The sequence below is a fragment of the Litorimonas sp. WD9-15 genome, assembly GCF_050271975.1.
Classification (GTDB): Bacteria; Pseudomonadota; Alphaproteobacteria; order Caulobacterales; family Maricaulaceae; genus Litorimonas.
In genome coordinates, this window is the sequence record NZ_CP189850.1 from 2699611 (window position 1) to 2720758 (window position 21148).

The window sequence follows — 21148 nt, forward strand, 5'->3', positions numbered from 1 at the left end:
GATCTGATGCACCCATTTGCTCTTACAATGGGTGACCCTGCGGGGATTGGCCCTGAGATAACGGTCAAAGCCTGGGAGGCTTTGCGCGGGCATTCTGAACACGCCTTTGCGGTCATCGCACCGCCCGCGATATTTGCGAACACGCCACATACGGTCATCTCTGCGATTTCAGAGGCTGCAAATATCTTTGAAGAGACACTTCCCGTTCTCGCCGTTGAGGGCGACATCGCAACGCCCGGGCAACCCGATAAAGCCCATGCCCGCACCGTTATTCAAAGCATTGAACGCGCCGTTGATCTCTGCCTGAACGGTCAGGCCTCGGCGGTCATCACTAACCCGATTGCAAAACACCTGCTCTACGAAGCTGGATTTGAGTTTCCCGGACATACTGAATTTCTAGGCCATCTCGGAAAAGGACACGAAACGCCTTACACCAAAGGCCCGGTCATGATGTTAGCCGCACAGGATTTGCGGGTTGGCATTGTCACAGTTCATGTTCCGCTTCGGGACGCGGTTGAACAAGTCTCAGAGGAATCCATCCTCCGCACGGCCCGCGTCATGTTGGGCGCGCTGAAAACTGATTTCGGGATTGCAAATCCGCACCTCGCCCTAGCCGGTCTAAATCCGCATGCGGGTGAAGGTGGGGCACTAGGCCGAGAAGAGATTGAGATCATTAATCCGGCAGCAGAAAAGCTTCGCAGGGAAGGCCATGACGTCACCGACGCCCAGCCCGCTGACACACTTTTCCACGCTGAAGCACGTCAGGGCTATGACGCCGTGCTCGCAATGTATCACGATCAGGGCCTAATTCCCGTCAAGACATTGGATTTCCACGGCGGCGTGAACATCACACTCGGCCTACCCTTCGTGCGGACCAGCCCGGATCACGGCACGGCCTTTGATATTGCAGGAAAAGGCATTGCCCGCCCGGACAGCCTGATCGCGGCCATCCGCAGAGCCAGAGAGATCGCGACCCATCGTTATGGATAATAGGAACGGGATTGCGGGTCTGCCCACTCTGGCGGAAACCGTGCGCGCACATGATCTTGGCGCGAACAAGAAACTGGGTCAGCATTTCCTGCTGGATATGAACCTGACGGATAAAATCGCACGTTTGGCTGAACCGTTGGACGGCGTGTCAGTCGCAGAAATCGGTCCCGGTCCGGGCGGTCTGACGCGGGCCTTACTTCTACGCGGGGCATCAAAAGTCGTCGCGATTGAAATGGATCAACGGTTTATCCCGGCCCTCGCAGAGATCGGTGATCGGGCGGAAGGTCGTCTGGAAATCGCGCAGGGCGATGCGCTGAAATATGATATTGCGGCGAACCTTCCTGCGCCGCGAAAAATTGTCGCCAACCTGCCCTATAATGTAGGGACAAAAATGCTGATCGATTGGGTCACGGCCTCCCCGATCTTCTGGGAGCAGATGGTTCTCATGTTCCAATTGGAAGTCGCCCAGCGCGTTGTCGCACAGCCCGGAGAAAATCATTACGGACGTCTGGCGGTCCTCTGCCAATCGGTCGCGCATTGCCGTCTGGCCTTTGAAGTTCCCGCCCGCGCATTCACGCCGCCGCCGAAAGTGGATAGCGCAGTCGTCGTGCTTGAACCTCTGGATGCCCCCTTCCCCGATCTAAAAACATTGGGACGTGTTACACAAGCCGCCTTTGGCCAGCGCCGTAAAATGTTGCGCCGTTCCCTCAGGTCTCTCGCAGAGCAAAATAATCTGGTTCTGGAAGACTGGCTCACGCTTGCGGGTGTTGATCCGAAAGCCCGTCCGGAAACCCTGCCAATCTCCGCATTTCAAGCGCTGGCCGGAATGATTAGCGCATAAAACTGAGCGCGGAACTCATCTCGTCGGGTGTGAGTTGCAGCGCAAGCCCCACCTTCTTTAGACGCGCAAGCGTGGCATCATCCAGATTATGTGTGGCACGGGCAAGGTTACAAAGCTCACCAAAAAGAGCCTGGCCCATCCGACTGCTGCCATTCACCGACCGCCAATAGCGATGAACGATCCGTTTTGGATTCCCTCGTCGCCCCGTCTCTGCGGCGATTTTCAGAAAAGCTTTCCTGCGATATCCTGTTCCTAAACGAAGCGAAGATTCAATATGTGTCACGGTCCGCGCATTCCGGTTTTCAAAGGCGTAGAAAGATAGCCGAACCAACGACTCAGTCTTCAAGTCTAGTTCATTCGTGAGATAAGGCGTGGATGTTCCGACGAGTGTCCCCGTGGCAACTTTTGGACGGGCACCCTGAACGGCGGAGCGTTGCCCCGCGCGGGCTTCTCTTGTAGGGGCGGAATTAGGACTGAACCGGACCCAAAGCGAATGGATATGCCCTTCATGCCAGACCTGATAGAGGATTGCGATCACCGCACCTAATACAACCCAGCCGGTTTGGAACTCCAGTGAGGTCACGATCAGGTTCTGCGCCATCTTTAAAACGCCCATTGCATTATCAGATCGCAAGGCCGTTATGACCGCCATGAAGAACAAAATAACCGCAGACCGGACCAGAATACGGTCTAGACGTGGGTCATCACCAAAGGCATCAACGGCAACAGCCGCACCTCCAAACCCCATGATTATGGCGAAGCAAATCTCCAACATTCGATAGCCTTAACCCTAAGGCGTTCGAATTTTATTAAAAACCCAAGATTCTATCCGCCAGAAATCAGGCTTTTAACAAACCCACCCAGCCACATTTGACGGCGGCGGCGCATGCGCTCTGACGCTACAATTGTTTTCAGCTCAGCTAAGGCCGTGTCGACATCTTCATTGACGATCACATAGTCATATTCCGCCCAATGACTGATCTCATTCTCGGACTTGCTCATCCGCTTGGCAATCACCTCATCGCTATCTTGCGCGCGTGTGCGGAGACGCTGTTCCAACTCGCGCATATTGGGCGGCAGAATGAAGATTTTGACGAGATCATCGGCGGCCGCCTGCGTTAATTGCTGTGCGCCCTGCCAATCAATATCAAAGATAACATCGCGACCTTGCGACAGCGCATTTTCGACAGGTGTGCGCGGCGTCGCATAGTAATTATCGAAGACTTTAGCATGCTCGAGAAATTCACCCTCAGCTTCCCAAGATGCGAACTTATCCTTGGAGACAAAGAAATAGTCGACGCCGTCCTGCTCGCCCGGTCTTGGTGCGCGGGTTGTGGCGGATACGCTCATCGCCATATCAGGATTGTCGACAAGGAGGCGACGGGTCAGAGTCGTCTTTCCCGCCCCGCTTGGCGAAGACAGGACAACCATCAGACCGCGACGGTCCTGTTTTAACTCTTCCAACGCGCTCATTAACGAAGCCCTCGTTCTCTCTGGATTTTCCGCCATTTCGCCACATTGCGCTCATGCTCACGTAATGTCTTGGCAAAGGCATGCCCGCCCGTTCCGTCTGCCACGAAAAAGAGCGCATCCGTCTCAGACGGATTTAAGACCGCGAGGATGGCATCGCGGCCTGGATTACAAATCGGCGTCTTGGGTAGCGCCGGAATTTGGTATGTATTCCAATCCGTCCGGCGGTCAATTTCAGAGCGGCGAATGCGACGACCGAGCGCTTCACCCTGCGTGATACCGTAAATAATGGTGGGATCAGATTGCAGCTTCATCCCCTTGCGCAGACGGTTTGTGAACACGCCCGCGACCATGCCGCGCTCCATGCCGATACCCGTTTCTTTCTCGACAACAGAGGCAAGAATGATCGCCTCTTCTTTTGTCTTCACGGGAATGGTCGGGTCACGTTTTTCCCAAGCTTCGTCTAATAATTGTGTCCGGGCCAATGCCATTTTTTGGAGGAGTTGAGACTGCGTCATCCCGCGGGGTGTAAGATAGGTTTCGGGGAGGAGCGTGCCTTCCGCTGGAATGGCCGGATCATCGTCCACCAATGTCGAAACACTATCCAAAGATCGGACAATCATAGCTGAGGTCAAACCCTCTGCTGCTGTGAACGGATAGAGAATGGCTTTACCATCCGCTAATACATCATAAATCGCAGACATGGACGAATTTTGTTCAATGCCAAATTCGCCAGCTTTGAAGTTTGCTTCATTTCCACGAAGCTTCGTCACAAGCTTGAATAGAAAAGCGTCCTCAATGAAACCTTCATCTTCAAGTTTATCAGCGATAGTGGAGAGACCAGCACCTTTCGGAACTTGGAAGATACCTTTTTCAATTTCAGTACCCCGCTCATATTTATAATTAATCGCGGCATATCCGGCGAGTACAACCCCTCCGAAAAAAGTGAGTAGGGCCGCAATAGCCATGAGGGTCAACGCACGTTTATCACGTTTGCGAAGCTTCTGCGGTGGCTGTTTATCTGTCTCGGCGGTCACGCCTGACTATTCCGGCTGTTTGAAAATCAACGCCGCATTTGTCCCACCAAACCCGAAGGAGTTCGACATGACAGCTTTGCCCTTAAACGGCACGGCTTTATGCGGACAAAGATCAACATCCGTGTCGACAGAAGGATCATCCAAATTGAGGGTCGGCGGAGCCATTTTATCCCGTAAAGCCAAGATGGAAAAGATCGCCTCAATCGCACCAGCAGCCCCCAGAAGATGACCCGTCGCGGATTTGGTCGACGACATTTTCACATGAGGGGCATGGTCGCCGACAAGACGTTCCACAGCGCGGACTTCCAACTCATCGCCCATCGGAGTCGAGGTACCGTGCGCATTGACATAGCCAATATCAGACGGCTCAAGGCCGGATTTTTTCAACGCCATGCGCATGGCGCGGTAACCACCTTCACCCTCGGGTGCGGGGCTGGTAATATGATAGGCATCGCCGGACAAACCATACCCGACGAGCTCGGCGTAAATATTTGCCCCGCGCGCTTTCGCGCTCTCATAATCTTCAAGTATGACGACACCGGCACCTTCGCCCATCAGGAAGCCATCACGCCCTGTATCATAAGGGCGGGACGCTTTTTCAGGCTCATCATTATAGCCTGTCGTCATCGCGCGGCAGGCGACAAAGCAACCAATACCAAGTCGCGTGATAGACGCTTCACCGCCACCCGCAACCATCATATCTGCATCGCCGCAGGCAATAATCCGCGCCGCATCACCAATGGCATGCGCGCCCGTGGCACAGGCCGTCGCAACCGCGCTGTTAGGACCCTTGAGACCGTGGCGCATTGAAACCTGTCCGGAGGACAGATTGACCAACATGGACGGAATCACAAAAGGTGAGATGCGTCTTGGGCCGCGCTCATGGAGCAGAATGGACGCATCATAGGTCGTTTGTAGCCCACCAATGCCGGATCCGAGTATCACGCCCGCGCGTTCGGCCTGTTCCGTTGATTGGGCCTGCCAACCGGAATCGGCAATCGCTTCGTCAGCGGCGGTGATGGAATAGAGAATAAAATCGTCAATGCGCTTGCGGTCTCGCGCGCTCATGACGGCATCAGGGTCAAAGACACCCGGCATGTCAGGGGTTCCGCCTGCGCGACCATCCACCCGAGGGATGACAGCAGCGACCTTGCACGCAAGATCGCTGACATCGAAATGTTCAATACGGGACGCTCCGGATTTCCCGGCGATTATGTTGTCCCATGCGGTTTCAACGCCGCAGCCGACGGGGGAAACGAGACCTAAGCCTGTAACGACAACCCGACGCATAGAGAAATAACCTTAGCCGGTTTTCTCTGAGATGAACTTCACAGCATCGCCAACCGTTTGAATGTGCTCTGCCGCATCATCCGGGATTTCGATGTCGAATTCTTCTTCAAATGCCATGACGAGTTCGACAGTGTCGAGGGAGTCGGCTCCGAGATCATCGATGAAGTGAGCCTTATCGGTCACTTTTGCTTCTTCGGCGTCGAGATGCTCAACAACCATCTTCTTCACGCGTTCGAGTACGTCTGACATATATATTCCTTTAGTCATAGACGGAGATAATTTTCCGTCGGTTACTGGCGAGAGATGGGACAATCCGTCCCGATTTCAACCCCTCATCCACGTCAGAGCGCGGCCTAGCATAGGGAAATCGACGTGCCTAGGAGATTCGCGCCTGTGATACAGACACGGAAACCGCCCTAAATCATCGCCATACCACCGTTAATGTGAAGCGTCTGACCCGTAACGTAAGCCCCTTCATCGGATGCGAGATAAACCGCACCTGCCGCAATATCCGCACCCTCGCCTAATTTAGCCGCCGGGATACGTGAGAGAGTCGCGTCTTTCTGCCCGTCTGTTAGCGCATCTGTCATGGGCGATCGAATGAAACCGGGCGCGATACAGTTCACCGTAATGCCGCGCGAGGCGACTTCTTGCGCGAGGGACTTGGAGAAGCCGATCATGCCCGCCTTAGATGCTGCATAATTCGTCTGTCCCGGGTTGCCCGTCACTCCAACAATAGAGGTAATTCCGATAATACGACCGGACCGCGCCTTCATCATCGGGCGCAGGCAGGCCTTGGACAGACGGAAATAGGATTCGAGATTAATCTTAATAACATCATCAAAGTCAGCCTGCTTCATCCGCATCAGGAGGCCGTCCCGCGTGATGCCCGCATTCGCGACCAGAATTTCGACAGAGCCACCCAACGCGTCTGCCGCTTGTCCGGGCAGCGCATCAACGGCGTCCCCATCTGAGAGATTACAAGGCGTGACATAAGCCCGTTCACCAAGCTCCGCCGCCAACGCCTCCAATTTCTCCGCCCGCGTGCCGGAGAGCGCGACATGCGCGCCGCGTGCGTGAAAAGCCCGCGCGATTTCACCGCCCAGCCCGCCTGTTGCACCTGTCACAAGTGCGCGTTTTCCTGTCAAATCGAACATGTTCTCTACCCTTTAATCTCTTTTGCAAACGCTTTGAGCGCGTCCGGTGTATCCAATTGATTGCCACTGACACCCTTGACGATACGGCGGAGCATGACCGTGAGGACTTTGCCGCAGCCCGGTTCGGCGAATGTGTCGACACTGCCATCTCCGGCCATCCACTCAATGCTCTCGCGCCAACGTACACGCCCCGTGACTTGTTTGACGAGATCTTCGCGGAGGTCATCCGGATCAGAAATGGGGCGCGCCTGAATATTATTCACGACCGGCACGAGCGGTGGGAGGATACAGGCTTCGGCCAGTGCGCCCTCCATCGCGTCCGCTGCCGGTTTCATCAGGTCGCAATGGAACGGCGCGGACACATTCAACATCATCGCCTTTTTCACGCCCGCATCGCGCGCGGCTTGAGCGGCAGCCTCAACGGCGGCGACTTCACCGGAGAGCACGATCTGTCCCGTCGCATTATCATTGGCGATTTGAACAATGCCTTTTTCAGAGCCAACAGCGCAGGCGGCCTCGGCGTCTTCGACACTCGCACCGAGCAAGGCTGCCATCGCGCCTGCACCTACGGGAACAGCGGATTGCATTGCATTGCCACGAATGCGCAGCAGCTTCGCCGTGTCCTCAATCGTGAGGGATCCAGCCGCTGCGAGGGCACTATATTCGCCTAAACTATGACCCGCCACGAATTTTGCGTCTGTGATGTTTACACCGAACTCCGCATCTAACGCCGCCATCGCCGCGAGAGAGCAGGCCATCAGAGCGGGTTGCGTGTTTGCCGTGAGAGTGAGTTCATCGACTTCTCCCGTCCACATCAGGTCTGACAGTTTCTGCTCCAGTGCTGTATCAACACGGTCAAAAACCTCTCGCGCGGCGGGAAAAGCGTCTGCAAGCGCTTGACCCATGCCGACAAACTGACTGCCCTGTCCTGGAAAAATGAATGCAAATGCCATTACGGTCTCGTCCTTTTCAGATTCTGTGACAGGCTAGGCGATTGATTGAACAGGTCAATGCGCAAAAGAGAGCGTTTTGTGAACGTTTAGGTTAAGCTTTAACACGTCGTTAACCAAGATTAATTAACGCCAGACCATGGGTGATACACGAATCGAGGGTTGTCGTTAGATGGCGTTTTTCAAGAAAAAGTCTCAAACACCGGACAGTGAGACTGACCGCAAAGCACAAGCGGTCGCGGCAGACCGTCAGGCAAAATGGGATGAGCTGGAACGGCTCGTGGCCTCTGCTGACACGCCGCCTGAACCTGACACTACGCCGCCCTCGGAAGAGAAAACCACACCGCAGCCAACCGAAACGGCCTCTCGTAATTTCGAACCCATGGACTTACCTACAATTCCGGTTCCGACCGGTTTGCGCGCAGACATCCCGAAGACTGCGGAGTCTATTGATGTCACCCCGACTGCGCCGGAAATTCAACGCGTAGCGATGGTGCCATCCGATCACTTTAAGCCTGCGGACTCTGAGGATTACGTCGCCCCGCCCCCACCCGTCTCCCGCTCTGACCGCGCTGATCTCGGGTCCATGCGGTTGGACGTCGCGCGGATTTCCGCCGACATTCAGAGCGGTGAAGAACTCTACCGCCGCGCACAGCAACGGATAGAAAACCTGACGGGCTTTGTCGAGCGGGCCGAAGTTGACTTCTCCTTGCTCAGCCGCCTTGAGCCGGAAAACCGCCGCCTGAAAGCCCGCAACCGCACCGTTGAACGTGATCTGGACGCACAGGCCAAGAAGATCGAAGTCCTGCGTGAGGATCTGGAAGATCATGAGCGCCGCCTCGCGGAAAAGTCCCGTCTCTACGAAGCCACGCGCAGCAAGCTGACGACCGCTCAAAAATCCCTGCAGGAATATGAGCGCGCCTTGAACACGGCCCGCGAAACGGCTGACCGCAACGCCTTACAAGCAGAGCGCGCCCAGACCTCCCTCGATGTCGAGCGCAAAGAAAACGAAGTCCTCCGCGCCCGTATCACCGAGTCCGTCGTCGATGTGGAGTCCAAACAGACCGCCTTTATCGAAGCCCGTAAGGTCGCAGACAGCCTCGCGCAGGACTGCGCCGATTACCGTCATCAGGCCGAAACAGCTCAGAAAGATAGCGACGAGCTTCGCAAAGCGCTTGCCACAGCCCAAACGCAAAATAACGCGATGAAGGCCGAAATGATGAGCCTTCACGAAGACATCCGGACCTTCAAAACGCAATCAGAGTTCAACATCATCAGCCGTGAAGACGAACTGACTGCGCTGCACCAACAAGTCGATCATCTGAAAAAGCAGCTCGAAATCAAGGACGACATCGTCCGCAATGCCGCGCGGGACGTCACGGAACTCCGCAAAATCAGGACCGCACAGGATCTGGAACGCGAACGTCTAGAAGCGCAAGTCGAAACACAGGCCTTCCAACTGGAAGAAACGACGAGCGAGCTTTTGAAAACTAAGCAAGACGTCACAGATTTTGACCGGCGTTACCGCGATGTGGCCACAGCCCTGAACGTCGCGCAGTCCCGCCGCATGTCGAGCGAACCTGCGGAAACGCCTGACATCCAACCTGCGCCGACAGGGCAGATGGAGTACCGTCCCGACCTGACAGCTGACGATCTTCGCCCAGCCACACCGGATGAATATGACGGCATGAGCGAAGACGATGTTGAAGACCGGATCATGGATTTCCGCCTCGGCCTTCGCAAGGACATCACCTAAGCTCACGCGCGTTTTTTCCGCAGTTTTACGGTGGACAAAGCCCGTATCAACGCCTAGTAGCCGCGCTTCACCGGATGTCGGTGGAGCCCGGGCTGTTCCGGATCACTCTATCCATCACGTGCCTGCCCTACCTTCTCGGGAGCACTTGCCGCCATCCATAGTCTGAAGGACTGTTGAATGTCTCTTTATGAGCATGTCGTGATCACACGACCGGACGTCTCCTCCAACGCTGTTGAGGAATTCGTCCAAAATCTTGCAACCAAGATCGAAAATATGGGCGGCACTGTTGAAGGTGCTGAATATTGGGGTCTGCGCAACCTCGCTTACCGCATGAATAAGAACCGTAAGGCGCATTATTCCCTGCTGAAAGTGAACGCACATTCTGACGTCATCCACGAAATCGAACGCACGCACCGCATTAACGAAGATATCCTTCGCTATATGTCGATCCGCGTTGACGAATTCAACGAAGACCCGTCCCCCATCCTGAAGAAGCGCGAAGAGCGCAAGCGTAGAGATCGGAACTAGATCATGGCAAAAGACCAAATCAAAATCGAAAACCTGCCATCCCGTTCGGGTTTCCGTCGTCGTCGCAAAGTCTGCCCATTCTCTGGCGATAATGCGATCGCAATCGATTATAAAGATCCAAAGATGCTGCAACGCTACATGTCTGAAAAAGGCAAAATCGCGCCGGCCCGCATCACGGCGGTCTCCCACAAGAAACAGCGGAAGCTGGCACAAGCCATCAAACGCGCACGCTTCCTGGGCCTTCTGCCCTACGAAGTTAAGTAAGAAGGAAACTGACAATGGAAGTGATCCTACTCGAACGCGTCGAAAAACTCGGCAATATGGGCGATGTCGTCTCTGTTAAGCCCGGCTTTGGCCGGAATTTTCTGCTGCCGCAGGAAAAAGCCCTTCGCGCGACCAAAGCAAATCTCGCCCGTTTTGAAGCGGAACGTGAATATCTTGAGCAGCGCAACGCCGAAAACCGCGACAAAGCCGCGGCTGACGGTGAAAAACTCGATGGCACAAAAGTCATCCTCATCCGCAAAGCTGGCGATACAGGCAATCTTTACGGGTCCGTTTCGGCCCGCGATATTGCTGAGCATCTCGAAGATAAAGGCGTGAAGCGCAACATGATCGTCCTGGAAAACCCGATTAAAACATTGGGCCTCCATGGTGTGAAAGTGAAGCTTCATCCGGAAGTCCTCGTCGATGTCGAAGTCAACGTGGCCCGCTCTGAAGACGAAGCCGAGCGTCAAGCTAAAGGCGAAGACGTCATTGCCGCCGCAATGGCCGAGGAAAAAGCCGATATGGCCGAAGCTAATGCTGAACGCGCGGCCAACGCCGTCTCCATGTTCGAAGGCGACGCGCCGGACGAAATCATGGGCGACGCCCCAACAGGCGAAGAAGAAGCACCTGCTGAAACGGCTAAAGAAGGCGACGACGCTTAAATCTCGTTCTTCATAAGAAACAAGAAACCCGCCCATACATTTCGCGAAAGCGAATTGCATTATGAGGCGGGTTTTTTATTGGCCAACTCTCACTCATAATCTGAAGATTTATAGGGTGGTGGCCGCACAGGTTCGGGCGGCAAGGGCGGATTAAGCGCCTCCTCCATCGTCGCATAGGGCGGCAAGCCGGACTTCGCGCGATCAATATTGATATGGCGCAGCTCCACGATATCAATTGCGTCCTGCACGGCATTATTCTCCACCGCATTGAGAAAATGGCGATAGCGCGCCACGCCTTCCAGCCGCGTCTGCACACGTCTATTCGAGCGGCGTTTTGCGCGCATCTCATGCAGACAATCGCGTGCCTGTTCTGCGCGTAACAGGTTGGCCTGACGCGCTGCATAGCGGTGATTATATTTTCGGGGCATTCTTTGCGTCTCCCTTACCTCGGACCCTGTCGCGTCCTGTATATTTTAGATTTGGAAAAACGGGATGTTCGCGTGGGTGGTCAGGCTCGGGTCGGAAACCCAGTTAAATAAATAGTTTTCGAGCCCTTCCAGCATCCATTGCTAGAGGAATCCCACGCGACGGCACCTTTTTCCACTACCGGCCGAACCATTCAGTCTGGGAACGATCAGCTCTCGATAGGCCACCCAGTTCCACCGACGTTACCCGGTTTCACCCAATGACAAGCACCGCTCCTTTCCAGAAAAGCCAACGTACGCTCGACTGCCCTTTGAAAGAAGACAGCTTATAGATGGCATAGGTTGAAAGGGGTGGGGATACGATTGTCGAAATTTAGCTTATACCATTGATATCATTGAGGTCTTACAGACGCTTAAACGTGGATATAGTTTTTTTAGTATAGCGCCGAAGGACTTTGTCCTCCGGTTCCTTGTCATTTGATTGTCAATCAAATGCCTGCGTCACCCCGCGCTCGACGCGGGGCCTGTCGTTTGTGAACGCAGAGTTGAGAGGATAACCGATAGGCCCCGCATCTTCGCTGCGCTTCGTGCGGGGTGACAGTTGGTGGTCGCCGCTACGCCTTGCGCCAGGTCGTGCCGTCGGGGCCGTCTTCGAGGATGATTCCTCTCGCTGTCGCCTCGTCCCGCGCGGCGTCGGCGGCGGGCCAATCCTTTTTCGCGCGGGCCTCTTCGCGGCGTTTGGCGATGGCGTCGAATTCTGCGGCTTCATCGGAGGACGCGTTGCCTTTGAACCAGTCTTCGGGGTCTTTTTGGAGGAGGCCTAGGAGGTTGGCATTTAAAATGAAGGTGCGCTTAAAATATGCAGCTTCTGAAATTAAATCAGCAGAAGTTTTATCTGATCCATCTTCTTCAGAATGAAAAATGATATTAAGCGTTTTATCGAATGCTTCCGACATACCTCCGATAGCCGTTAAAACAATTGGTGTAGATAAGTCCTTGTAGAGTGCACCAAAAACCCAATCAGTGTCGTCGCGTTTAACGTCCATAGTTTTGGCCTTGCGACGATACCAACCATCTAATTGAATTTTACTATGTGAAAGCAATCTTTCGGACCACTGCAACTCACTCCGATAATGCGCCTTCAACAGCGCCAATCTTATAACCTCCCCGTCCCACTCCTTCAGCAGGTTGTGCACTAACGTCACATTTCCCAAACTCTTGGACATTTTTTCACTGCCCATGTTCAGGAATTCATTATGGACCCAGTAATTCGCGAAGACCTTTTCGTCATTCGCGCAGCAGCTTTGCGCGATTTCATTTTCGTGGTGGGGGAATTTCAGGTCGACGCCGCCGCAGTGAATGTCGATGACCTCGCCCAGCGTCGCTTTGGCCATGGCGGAACATTCGATGTGCCAGCCCGGACGTCCGCGCCCGAAGGGTGCATCCCAGCCGACGCCGTGGAGTTCCGGTTTCCAGAGCACGAAATCCGCCGCGTTTTTCTTCCGCGCAACCTCGCCTTCACCGACGCGGTCGCCGCCGCGTAACGCGTCCAGCGTATTGCCGGAGAGCTTGCCGTAATCCTCATATTTCGAGACATCGAAAAAGACGTGACCGTCGGACTCATAGGCGACGTCTTTGTCGATCAGGTCCTGAATCATCTCTATCATATGCGGGATATGTTGGGTCGCGTGGGGTTGGACTGTGGGCGGGAGGCAGTTCAGCGCCGCGAGGTCTTCATTATAAATCCGCGCATATTTTTCCGTAATCTCGGAAATGGGGAGCCCCGTTTCCTTCGCGCTTTGGATAATCCGGTCATCCACATCGGTAATATTGCGCGCATAGACGACCGCATCCTCGCCATAGATATGCCGCAGCACACGGAACAGCACATCCGCGACGACCGCCGCGCGGGCATTGCCGATATGGGCGTAGGAATAGACCGTCGGGCCGCAATTATACATCGTCACGCGTTTGGGGTCTTGCGGGATGAATTGTTCTTTCGTCCGCGTGAGCGAATTATAGAGCGTGAGCGGGTTTTCAGTCTGGTCAGTCATGCGGGCGTCCTAACCGACGCGCCCCTTGTTTGGAAGCCTCTGTTACGCCAGATGTGATTTATGAAATTCGTACATCTGGTTATTTTCGGCGTGTTGGGGATTGGCGGCTTTGTCGCCGTGAAAGACATGATCCGTCCGCGACCGCCGACGCTGGAATTCTTTGTCGAAGGCGATGCCGCCGTTGTGGTGGGTCGCACGGATAGCTATTCCCACAACCTCGTCAAAGATTTCGTCCGCGAAAATCCCAATGTGAAGACGCTCATCCTGCAAGCCATGCCCGGCACGCAGGATGTGGTGACGAATACACGGCTCGTCCGCGATATTCGCGAAGCGGGATTGGCGACCCATGTCCCCTCCAACGGGCAAATTGCGAGCGGGGCTGTGGATTGGTTCATTGCGGGCAGTCCGCGCACGATTGATTGCGGCGCCATGATTGGCGTGCATAGTTGGGGCTCTCCGCTGGGCTCGCGCGGGGACCAGACCCTGTTTGATCCGCAACGCGGGATGCAGCGGGACTTCCTGAAGGATATGGGCGTGGACCCGGATTTCTATGAGTTCACCCGCGCGGCGGCCGGACCGGACGATATTCACTGGCTCACCGTGGACGAAATGTTACGGTTTGGATTGATTGCTGAAGAACCTGACTGCGGGCCTTAATCTCGCCCGATTTCCTGAGTCTCTTGGGTGGGCTGGGGAGTTCGGAGAGATTTACATGAACACCAAACATACATTTGCTGCGGCCCTCGTCGCGGCGGGCCTCATGGCCGCCCCTGCCCTCGCGCAGGACAGCTTGACCGAGAAAGCCAAAACCGACGTCACGGACATGGCGAAAGACAAAGCCAAATCCATGATGGAGAATGAGGTCACGATCAAAGCCGACAAGGTCATGAACAAGGACGGCAAAATGACCGCAACAGGTGATCCGCTCACCATTGAGACCCCCGAGAAAATCATGGTTGCCACGGACGGTGTCATGACCTCCGGCGAGGACGGCGTGACGATCATGGGCGACACGATTGAGGTGACCGAAAAGCCGATGATGGACACGGCAGCCCCCGCGACGACTGTCAATATCGCCTGCCCCGAAGGCACATCGGCGCAACCCGACGGGACCTGCATGATTACAGGTGATTACGCGGAGTAGTCTGGGCATCGCAATTTGTAGCGACCCAAACTCCAGATAATACAATAAAAAACCCGCCACGAAGGGCGGGTTTCAGTGTCTTTTCAAATCAGAGCGCGGTTTATGCAGCTTTTGATTCTTCCAGCTTGACGAGCTGTTTTTTGATCTTCTTGGCTTTGTCGGTCAGCTTGTGGTTCTTTGTACCCATCAGAAACGCATCAAGGCCGCCTTTGAAGTCAACCGTGCGGAGTGTTTTCGCCGCAATACGCATGCGGAACTTTTGTCCCAGCGCGTCAGAGGCGAGTGTGACATTACACAGGTTCACCTCAAAACGACGACGAGTCTTGTTCATCGCGTGAGAAACATTATTTCCGGACATTGGGCCGGTATCGAGAAGGTCGCAACGACGAGCCATGGGAACACCTAAGACATAACAAAAAGGCCCACACATGTGGGCGGATAACTAGAAAGCGCGACCTAAGGAACGAGTCGCCTCCCGTCAAGCGGTTTCATCGGTTTGACAGCGACGCATAGCTTTCGCAATTGCATGAGCCATTTGTAATGCTATGCCACAGCTTCGTTCATAATCGCGCCACATCAGACCTGCCATAAGACCGTCATGACCTTTATCGTAAAAACCCTCATTGGAACAACCGCGGCTCTCGCTTTTGGCGCGACGGCACTTTCGCAGGTCTACATGCCTGACCTGCTGGCCCAAAGTGATAGTTTCAGTATCCTCAATGAGGAAAATTTCGGCCCCATGACTTACACGGTTCCTGCAACAACACCCGATGACACGCAAATCCGCATGAAGATGAAGGGCTATGTCTTTGGCTTTCGCGTCATAAAGTCGGATTATATCGCGCGTTTTGATGAAAACGATTATGTCGCCTATGCCGACGTCAAATCCTCTGGCCTTGCCGCGCTGTTGAAGAAAATGGAAATTTGGGCTGTGACCAAGGGCAGCTATGACCGGAACGGCCTCCGCCCCGACTGGCATGTCCAGCAGAATACGGATAAGAAAAACCGCCGCGTCGAGATGAACTATGACCGCAGCGCCGCAAAAGTGAACGTGAACATCGTCCCGCCTCTCGGCAGTCAGGGCGTCCCGCCCGCCACGCCGCGCGAACGCTATACGGCGAATGATACGATTTCGGGCATCTTGCAGCTGATGATGATGGGCACAAAAACAGAAGGCGAGCTCTGCCAAGGCCGCGTTCCGTTTTTCGACAGCAAGCAGCACTATAATCTGCGGATGGAACGCGTCGGCACGAAACGCGTGAAGTTTAACGGCGACAAGGACGACACCATCCACTGCCGCGCCTATTACGAGAGCGTCTCAGGCTATGACCCCGAAGACCTACCCAGCGAGGAAGAAGCCGCCGAGCCCGTAAACGTCTATTTCAAATATTATGAGGAGGCCGGCGTCCATATTCCCGTGCGGTTCACCTATAAGATCAGCGGGTTTAAGGCCGTCGTGAAGGTGGATGAGTTGGAGATTGTAGGGGCGGAATAGACTGCGTCTTACCGCTGGCCAGACTAACCAGGTACTTTTGCCCAAGTGGTGAAAGGCGTGACGGATAGGCTTGAATTAAAATACCTATTATCATCTGTCACCTCTCGGCCCACCCAATCCGGCAAATCGACATTTTGATCTTCATGATCCAATTCGATTTCGGCAACAATCAGACCTGCATTGGGACCAAAAAACTCGTCAATTTCCCACGTCAAATCTCCAGCGCGGTAGAACCACCGGTGTTTCTCAATCAACGGACCTTTGCAGAGCTTTAGCATGTTTTGAGCATCTTCAAGCGGGATAGGATATTCGTATTCGGCCCGGGACGGACCGGTCGTGATACCTTTGACAGTAATCATCGCCTTGGTCTCCGCAATTCTTACCCTTACTGTGCGGTTCTTATCGGGGTTGAGATAACCTTGGACATATAATGTCGGGGTTCCTGTTCGCCATGCGTCGTTCTTGACAAGAAATTTTCTTTCGATTTCAATTCCCATATCCTGCCTTTCAAATGCGTATACAAAGCGTCTATGCATCTATTATGACGCTTTGCTTCTGGCAAACGAATCGGCAAAGGTCTTTAACCTATTATGCCCCGCTATTCTGACCCCATAATCAAAGCCGTTCTTGGCCCGACCAATACCGGCAAGACGCATTATGCCGTCGAGCGGATGTTGGGGCATGCGTCGGGGGTGATTGGCCTGCCGCTGCGCCTGCTCGCGCGGGAGATTTATGATCGCATTGTCCTGAAGGTCGGGGCGGCGCAGGTCGCGCTGATTACCGGCGAGGAGAAGATCATTCCGCCCAAGGCCCGGTTTTATGTCTGCACGGTTGAGGCCATGCCCGTCGAGAAACGCTTTGCCTTCCTCGCCGTGGACGAAGTCCAACTTATGGCGAACCATGAGCGCGGGCATATTTTCACGGACCGCGTCATGTATGCGCGCGGGATGGAGGAGACCCTGTTTCTCGGCGCGGAGACGGCAAGAGATGTGTTGGCCACCCTCGTGCCGAAGATTAAATTTGACCATCGCGAGCGGTTCTCTGAACTGCATTTTGACGGCGCGACGAAGCTGACGCGTCTGCCGAAACGCTCCGTCATTGTCGCGTTTTCTGCGGCGGAAGTTTACGCGATTGCGGAAGCCATTCGCCGTTTTCGCGGCGGGGCGGCGGTCGTCATGGGCGGTCTCTCACCCCGCACCCGCAATGCTCAGGCCGAGATGTTCCAATCCGGTGAAGTGGACTTCCTCGTCGCGACAGATGCCGTGGGGATGGGATTGAACCTCGACACCGATCACGTGGCCTTTGCCGGGCTGACGAAATATGACGGGCGTCGGCGGCGCTACCTCACCCCGATGGAGGCCGGACAGATTGCGGGCCGCGCGGGACGATTCCGCAATGACGGGACGTTCGGAACGACGGGCGATTGCCCGCCCATGGAGGAAGGGCTCGTCAAACGGATTGAAGCGCATGACTTTGAGCCGCTCCATTATGTCGAATGGCGCAATTCTGATCTCGACTTTTCGACCATCGACACGCTGATGGAAACGCTGCACGCGCCGCGCCCGACCAGCCGCCTGCGCCGGATTAAAGGCGCGGATGATGAGGGCGCGCTGGAGCGGCTAAAAGCCATTCCGCAGATTCATGACGCGCTGCGCACCCGCGCGCAGGTCAAAATGCTCTGGGATGTGTGTCAGGTGCCGGACTTCCGCAACCTGACCATCGATACACATGTGAAGCTGTTGCAGGATATCTGGCGGACTCTCATGGCGGGCGGCGGGAAGCTCTCTGATGATTTCATGGACCGGAAGATCAGCCGCTGTGACGACACGTTTGGTGGGGTGGACCAGCTCTCCGGTCAACTCGCGAAAATCCGGACTTGGACCTATTGTGCGTCAAAGTCCTCTTGGATGAAAAACGCCGAACATTGGATAAATCACGCAAGAGAGGTTGAAGACAGGCTATCAGACGCGCTACACGAGGCATTAACAGCCCGTTTCGTCGATCGGCGAACCCGCAAGCTGTTAAAAGGCATAGGAGCCGATCTGGACATGAGCGCCACCATTAAAGACACCGGAGAGGTGTATATCGAGGACGACCTTATTGGTCGTCTTGAAGGTTTGAAATTCACGGCGGATACCAGCCAAGGCGGGCTGGAGGCGCAGGCCCTGCAATCGGCTGCACAACAAGCGGTGGGACCCGAAGTGGACCGATTGCTGACCTCGATCAGTTCCGGCACGCATGCGATCTTTACACTCTCAGACTCCGGCGAAATTATGTGGGGCGGAAAAGCCGTCGGCCGCATCGCACCCAGCGGATCTGTGTTCACGCCGGATGCAGAACTCATCGGGGGCAAGCTCGGCAAACCTGTGCTTCAGGAAATGGCTACAAACCGGATGCGCGAATATTTACAAGCTGAAGTACAAACTCATCTCGCGCCGTTGAAAGCGTTAAAAGACCTCATCGCGGCAGAAGATACCCTCCCCGCCGCCAAAGGATTTGGGTATATCCTGTTGGAAAATAATGGCGCAATTGAACGGCGCGAACATTTGCAAACCGTGCGCGATTTGGATCAGGATGCGCGGCGTCAGCTTCGCGGCGTCAGTGTTATTTTCGGACATTATAATGTCTATCTGAATGAGATGATGAAGCCGAAACCCGCGCGCCTCCTCTCCCTTCTCGTTGCCTATGGCGCGGGCGGGGATAAAAAGCCGTGGGTCCCCTTCGCGGGTGTCACGTCCATTCCAAATGACGGTGAATTAGCCTCAAAGAATTATTCCGAACAGGCTCTCTCGCTCGCGGGCTACCGTGCGGTCGGGCCGCGTATTATTCGGTTCGATATTCTCAACCGCCTGTCCTTCCTCATCCGCGACGCGCAAAACCTTTTTAAAGAGACGAAGAAGGATGATGTGCGCGGGCATAAATTCCAAATCGTCGCCGAAATGCTCGCCCTACTCGGCTCGACCTATGAAGATGTGCAAGGCGTATTGCAGGAACTGGGCTATAAGTCTGAGACGGTCGAAGAGGCGCTGACGAAAGCTCCGGAGCCCGTATTAGAGACTGTTCCTGAACAGGTCGCTGCGGCTGTAACAGAGGCCGTCAAGGTCGAAACGCCCGAATCTGCTGTGGCAGAGACGCCTCAGCCCATTGTCCCTGACACGACCACACTTCCTGAAGCGGTTGCCAAACCCGTGCTCGAAACGGTGGGCGCAACACCCGTTCGCAAACCCAAACCGAAGAAAACGATTTCTGTCTACCATCACCGCGACACGGATGCGGAAGGCAATGCGATGGAACGCGAAAACCTCGAATATTGGTATTTCCCGTCACGCGGTCAAAAAGGCTTCAAGCCGGGCGGGAAACCCGCCTTTAAGGGCAAGCGCGGGAATAAGCCGAATTTCAAAGGCCCGAACCCGCGTAAAAACGCACCGCGCAACGCGAAACCGCCCACCCAAAAACAGGTTGAAAACTCGCCCTTTGCCGCACTTGCCGCGCTTAAAGAGACGAAAAAGGACTAAGCCACCTGCCACGCTTGCGCTCAACACAAATGGATAAAGACCCGCAGGACAAGCGCGCGGAGGCCTGCCGCCTTGATGTCTGGCTCTATCGCACGCGATTACAGAAAACCCGCACCGGCGCGGCGAAGCTCATATTGGGCGGGAAAGTCCGCGTCACGCGTCACGGCAAAACTGAACGCACGCGCAAACCCCACACGATCATCCGTCCAGGGGACGGCGTGACATTTATGCGCGGCACAGAACTGCTTTCCGTGCGTATGAAAGAGGCAGGGACACGTCGTGGCCCTGCCCCTGAAGCCCAAACGCTCTATGAGCCGATGGAATGAACAATCTCGTGTGTGAAAGCGCCCGATAGTTGACAGTGCCGGTGCAAACCGCCACATCGCCCAAGAATACGAATGGAGCCTGAATACCGTGACTTATATCGTCAAAGACGAATGCATCAAATGCAAGTTCATGGACTGCGTCGAAGTCTGTCCCGTGGATTGCTTCTATGAAGGCGAAAATATGCTCGTCATCCATCCGGATGAATGCATTGATTGTGGCGTCTGCGAGCCCGAATGCCCCGTCGACGCGATTGTACCTGATACAGAGGACGATCCGGACGGAAAATGGCTTGAGATCAATTCGAAATATGCTGAAATCTGGCCCGTCATCACGGTCAAAAAAGAGCCGCCCGAAGATCGCGAAAAATACGAGTCCGAGACCGGCAAGTTCGAGAAATATTTCAGCGAAAAAGCCGGCACGGGCGACGAATAAGCGCTTTCCCGACGTCACAAAGGGCGGATTCGCTTTTGCCCTAAAATTGTGGTATGGCCTTCTTAAATTAATTGAAAGCGCGGATGTACCTTACGGGGGTCGCCGCGCTTTTGGTTTGAGTCCTCGTTGGACATTTAGAGTATAGAAAGATGATTATGGCTGCGAAGAAAACGACTGCAAAGAAAAAAACGTCTAATAAGCGCTTATTCCGTGTGGGGCAGAATGTTGTCTATCCGGCCCATGGCGTCGGCATCGTCCAATCCATCGACCAAGAGGTTATCGCTGGATTTGATATCGAAGTTTACACCGTACATTTCGAGCAGGATAAAATGACCCTCCGCGTACCAACGGTTAAGGCCGCCACATCCGGTATGCGGGCACTCTCCAATGAGTTGATTCTGAAAGACTCCTTCACGACGCTTAAGGGCCGTGCGCGTATTAAACGTACAATGTGGTCCCGCCGCGCACAGGAATATGAAGCCAAGATCAATTCCGGCGACCTCATCCTCGTCTCAGAAGTTGTCCGCGACCTTCACCGCACAGATGCGCAGCCGGAGCAATCCTATTCAGAGCGTCAACTGTATGAACGTGCGATTGACCGGATGGTCCGCGAAGTCGCCGCCATCCGTAAATCCTCCCGCGATGCCGCGCTGGAAGATGTTCTGGATACGCTGGCCAAGGCCCGCAGCCGTCAGGCCGCAAAAGCCGCGAAAGATGCGGAAGCCGCCAATAAAGACGACGAAGCCGCGGCGTAACGTCCCGCTAAATACCGTCATTTGACTGTAAATTTGAACAGCCCTCCGCTTGACGG

24 protein-coding genes are annotated in these 21148 nt (G+C 54.8%); 13 read left to right on the top strand and 11 right to left on the bottom strand.

From position 1 onward, the window contains the following. Window positions 1-6: 6 nt before the first annotated feature. Window positions 7-990: a 4-hydroxythreonine-4-phosphate dehydrogenase PdxA gene (gene pdxA, locus ACP9M6_RS12645; protein WP_427451632.1), complete on the top strand. Its 984-nt coding sequence runs from the start codon at window positions 7-9 to the stop codon at window positions 988-990. Next, window positions 983-1831, top strand: a complete 849-nt coding sequence (gene rsmA / locus ACP9M6_RS12650; RefSeq protein WP_427451634.1) for a 16S rRNA (adenine(1518)-N(6)/adenine(1519)-N(6))-dimethyltransferase RsmA — start codon at window positions 983-985, stop codon at window positions 1829-1831. The genes pdxA and rsmA overlap by 8 nt, the downstream gene beginning before the upstream one ends. Here rsmA and ACP9M6_RS12655 read toward each other — a convergent pair. The 7 genes from ACP9M6_RS12655 to fabD all read right to left on the bottom strand — a co-directional run bounded on the left by ACP9M6_RS12655 (window position 1821) and on the right by fabD (window position 7738). Beyond that, window positions 1821-2606 carry a hypothetical protein gene (locus tag ACP9M6_RS12655; protein WP_427451635.1) on the bottom strand — a complete coding sequence of 262 codons (786 nt, stop codon included), beginning with the start codon at window positions 2604-2606 and terminating at the stop codon, window positions 1821-1823. The two genes, rsmA and ACP9M6_RS12655, sit on opposite strands and share 11 nt — an antisense overlap. A 50-nt stretch (window positions 2607-2656) precedes the next feature. After that, window positions 2657-3304, bottom strand: a complete 648-nt coding sequence (gene gmk / locus ACP9M6_RS12660) for a guanylate kinase (protein ID WP_427451637.1) — start codon at window positions 3302-3304, stop codon at window positions 2657-2659. Further along, entirely contained in the window at window positions 3304-4338 is a 1035-nt protein-coding gene (gene mltG / locus ACP9M6_RS12665) for an endolytic transglycosylase MltG (protein ID WP_427451639.1), read from the bottom strand. Before mltG ends, gmk begins: the two co-directional genes overlap by 1 nt. A gap of 6 nt (window positions 4339-4344) precedes the next feature. Next, window positions 4345-5628: a beta-ketoacyl-ACP synthase II gene (gene fabF, locus ACP9M6_RS12670; protein ID WP_427451640.1), complete on the bottom strand. Its 1284-nt coding sequence runs from the start codon at window positions 5626-5628 to the stop codon at window positions 4345-4347. A 12-nt stretch (window positions 5629-5640) separates the two neighbouring features. Further along, window positions 5641-5877: an acyl carrier protein gene (locus tag ACP9M6_RS12675; protein ID WP_427451642.1), complete on the bottom strand. Its 237-nt coding sequence runs from the start codon at window positions 5875-5877 to the stop codon at window positions 5641-5643. Between the two features lie 167 nt (window positions 5878-6044). After that, window positions 6045-6785: a 3-oxoacyl-[acyl-carrier-protein] reductase gene (gene fabG, locus ACP9M6_RS12680; RefSeq protein ID WP_427451644.1), complete on the bottom strand. Its 741-nt coding sequence runs from the start codon at window positions 6783-6785 to the stop codon at window positions 6045-6047. A 5-nt stretch (window positions 6786-6790) separates the two neighbouring features. Next, the gene (gene fabD / locus ACP9M6_RS12685) at window positions 6791-7738 is read right to left on the bottom strand and encodes an ACP S-malonyltransferase (RefSeq protein ID WP_427451646.1); all 948 of its coding nucleotides are present in this window, start codon (window positions 7736-7738) and stop codon (window positions 6791-6793) included. A 169-nt stretch (window positions 7739-7907) separates the two neighbouring features. On the opposite strand from fabD, the gene ACP9M6_RS12690 reads away from it, so the two are divergent. The 4 genes from ACP9M6_RS12690 (at window position 7908) to rplI (ending at window position 10945) form a co-directional block, all read left to right on the top strand. Further along, window positions 7908-9491 (top strand): hypothetical protein, encoded by a 1584-nt coding sequence (locus tag ACP9M6_RS12690; RefSeq protein WP_427451648.1) that lies wholly within the window; start codon window positions 7908-7910, stop codon window positions 9489-9491. A 177-nt stretch (window positions 9492-9668) separates the two neighbouring features. Continuing rightward, window positions 9669-10019, top strand: coding sequence for a 30S ribosomal protein S6 (gene rpsF, locus ACP9M6_RS12695; protein ID WP_427451650.1), 351 nt, complete (start codon window positions 9669-9671; stop codon window positions 10017-10019). Between the two features lie 3 nt (window positions 10020-10022). Further along, window positions 10023-10283: a 30S ribosomal protein S18 gene (rpsR, locus tag ACP9M6_RS12700; protein ID WP_427451652.1), complete on the top strand. Its 261-nt coding sequence runs from the start codon at window positions 10023-10025 to the stop codon at window positions 10281-10283. 14 nt (window positions 10284-10297) lie between these two features. After that, window positions 10298-10945, top strand: a complete 648-nt coding sequence (gene rplI, locus ACP9M6_RS12705) for a 50S ribosomal protein L9 (protein WP_427451654.1) — start codon at window positions 10298-10300, stop codon at window positions 10943-10945. Between the two features lie 89 nt (window positions 10946-11034). Here the strand turns inward: rplI and ACP9M6_RS12710 are convergent, their stop codons facing one another. Both ACP9M6_RS12710 and cysS read right to left on the bottom strand, forming a co-directional pair. Further along, window positions 11035-11373, bottom strand: a complete 339-nt coding sequence (locus ACP9M6_RS12710; protein ID WP_427451656.1) for a hypothetical protein — start codon at window positions 11371-11373, stop codon at window positions 11035-11037. A gap of 611 nt (window positions 11374-11984) precedes the next feature. Next, complete coding sequence (gene cysS / locus ACP9M6_RS12715; RefSeq protein ID WP_427451658.1) at window positions 11985-13424, bottom strand: cysteine--tRNA ligase; 1440 nt, start codon at window positions 13422-13424, stop codon at window positions 11985-11987. Between the two features lie 60 nt (window positions 13425-13484). Here cysS and ACP9M6_RS12720 point away from each other — a divergent pair, with 60 nt between their 5' ends. Then, window positions 13485-14081, top strand: coding sequence for an alpha/beta hydrolase (locus ACP9M6_RS12720; protein WP_427451660.1), 597 nt, complete (start codon window positions 13485-13487; stop codon window positions 14079-14081). 55 nt (window positions 14082-14136) lie between these two features. Further along, window positions 14137-14568: a hypothetical protein gene (locus tag ACP9M6_RS12725; protein WP_427451662.1), complete on the top strand. Its 432-nt coding sequence runs from the start codon at window positions 14137-14139 to the stop codon at window positions 14566-14568. A gap of 100 nt (window positions 14569-14668) precedes the next feature. On the opposite strand, the gene rpmB is transcribed toward ACP9M6_RS12725, so the two are convergent. Further along, window positions 14669-14962: a 50S ribosomal protein L28 gene (gene rpmB / locus ACP9M6_RS12730; RefSeq protein WP_427451664.1), complete on the bottom strand. Its 294-nt coding sequence runs from the start codon at window positions 14960-14962 to the stop codon at window positions 14669-14671. Between the two features lie 204 nt (window positions 14963-15166). Between rpmB and ACP9M6_RS12735 the strand changes: the two genes are divergently transcribed. After that, window positions 15167-16063: a DUF3108 domain-containing protein gene (locus tag ACP9M6_RS12735; protein WP_427451668.1), complete on the top strand. Its 897-nt coding sequence runs from the start codon at window positions 15167-15169 to the stop codon at window positions 16061-16063. A 23-nt stretch (window positions 16064-16086) separates the two neighbouring features. Here ACP9M6_RS12735 and ACP9M6_RS12740 read toward each other — a convergent pair whose 3' ends face one another. Further along, a complete protein-coding gene (locus tag ACP9M6_RS12740; RefSeq protein WP_427451670.1) occupies window positions 16087-16560 on the bottom strand; it encodes a CYTH domain-containing protein in 474 nt (157 codons plus the stop codon). A gap of 93 nt (window positions 16561-16653) precedes the next feature. Between ACP9M6_RS12740 and ACP9M6_RS12745 the strand changes: the two genes are divergently transcribed. From ACP9M6_RS12745 to ACP9M6_RS12760, 4 genes are all read left to right on the top strand, one after another. Continuing rightward, window positions 16654-19578: a helicase-related protein gene (locus ACP9M6_RS12745; RefSeq protein ID WP_427451672.1), complete on the top strand. Its 2925-nt coding sequence runs from the start codon at window positions 16654-16656 to the stop codon at window positions 19576-19578. A gap of 14 nt (window positions 19579-19592) precedes the next feature. After that, entirely contained in the window at window positions 19593-19904 is a 312-nt protein-coding gene (locus ACP9M6_RS12750) for a S4 domain-containing protein (protein WP_427451674.1), read from the top strand. A gap of 88 nt (window positions 19905-19992) precedes the next feature. Beyond that, on the top strand, window positions 19993-20337 hold the full coding sequence (fdxA, locus tag ACP9M6_RS12755) for a ferredoxin FdxA (RefSeq protein WP_427451676.1): 345 nt from the start codon (window positions 19993-19995) through the stop codon (window positions 20335-20337). A gap of 155 nt (window positions 20338-20492) precedes the next feature. Continuing rightward, entirely contained in the window at window positions 20493-21092 is a 600-nt protein-coding gene (locus ACP9M6_RS12760; protein ID WP_427451678.1) for a CarD family transcriptional regulator, read from the top strand. The last annotated feature ends 56 nt before the right edge of the window (window positions 21093-21148 follow it).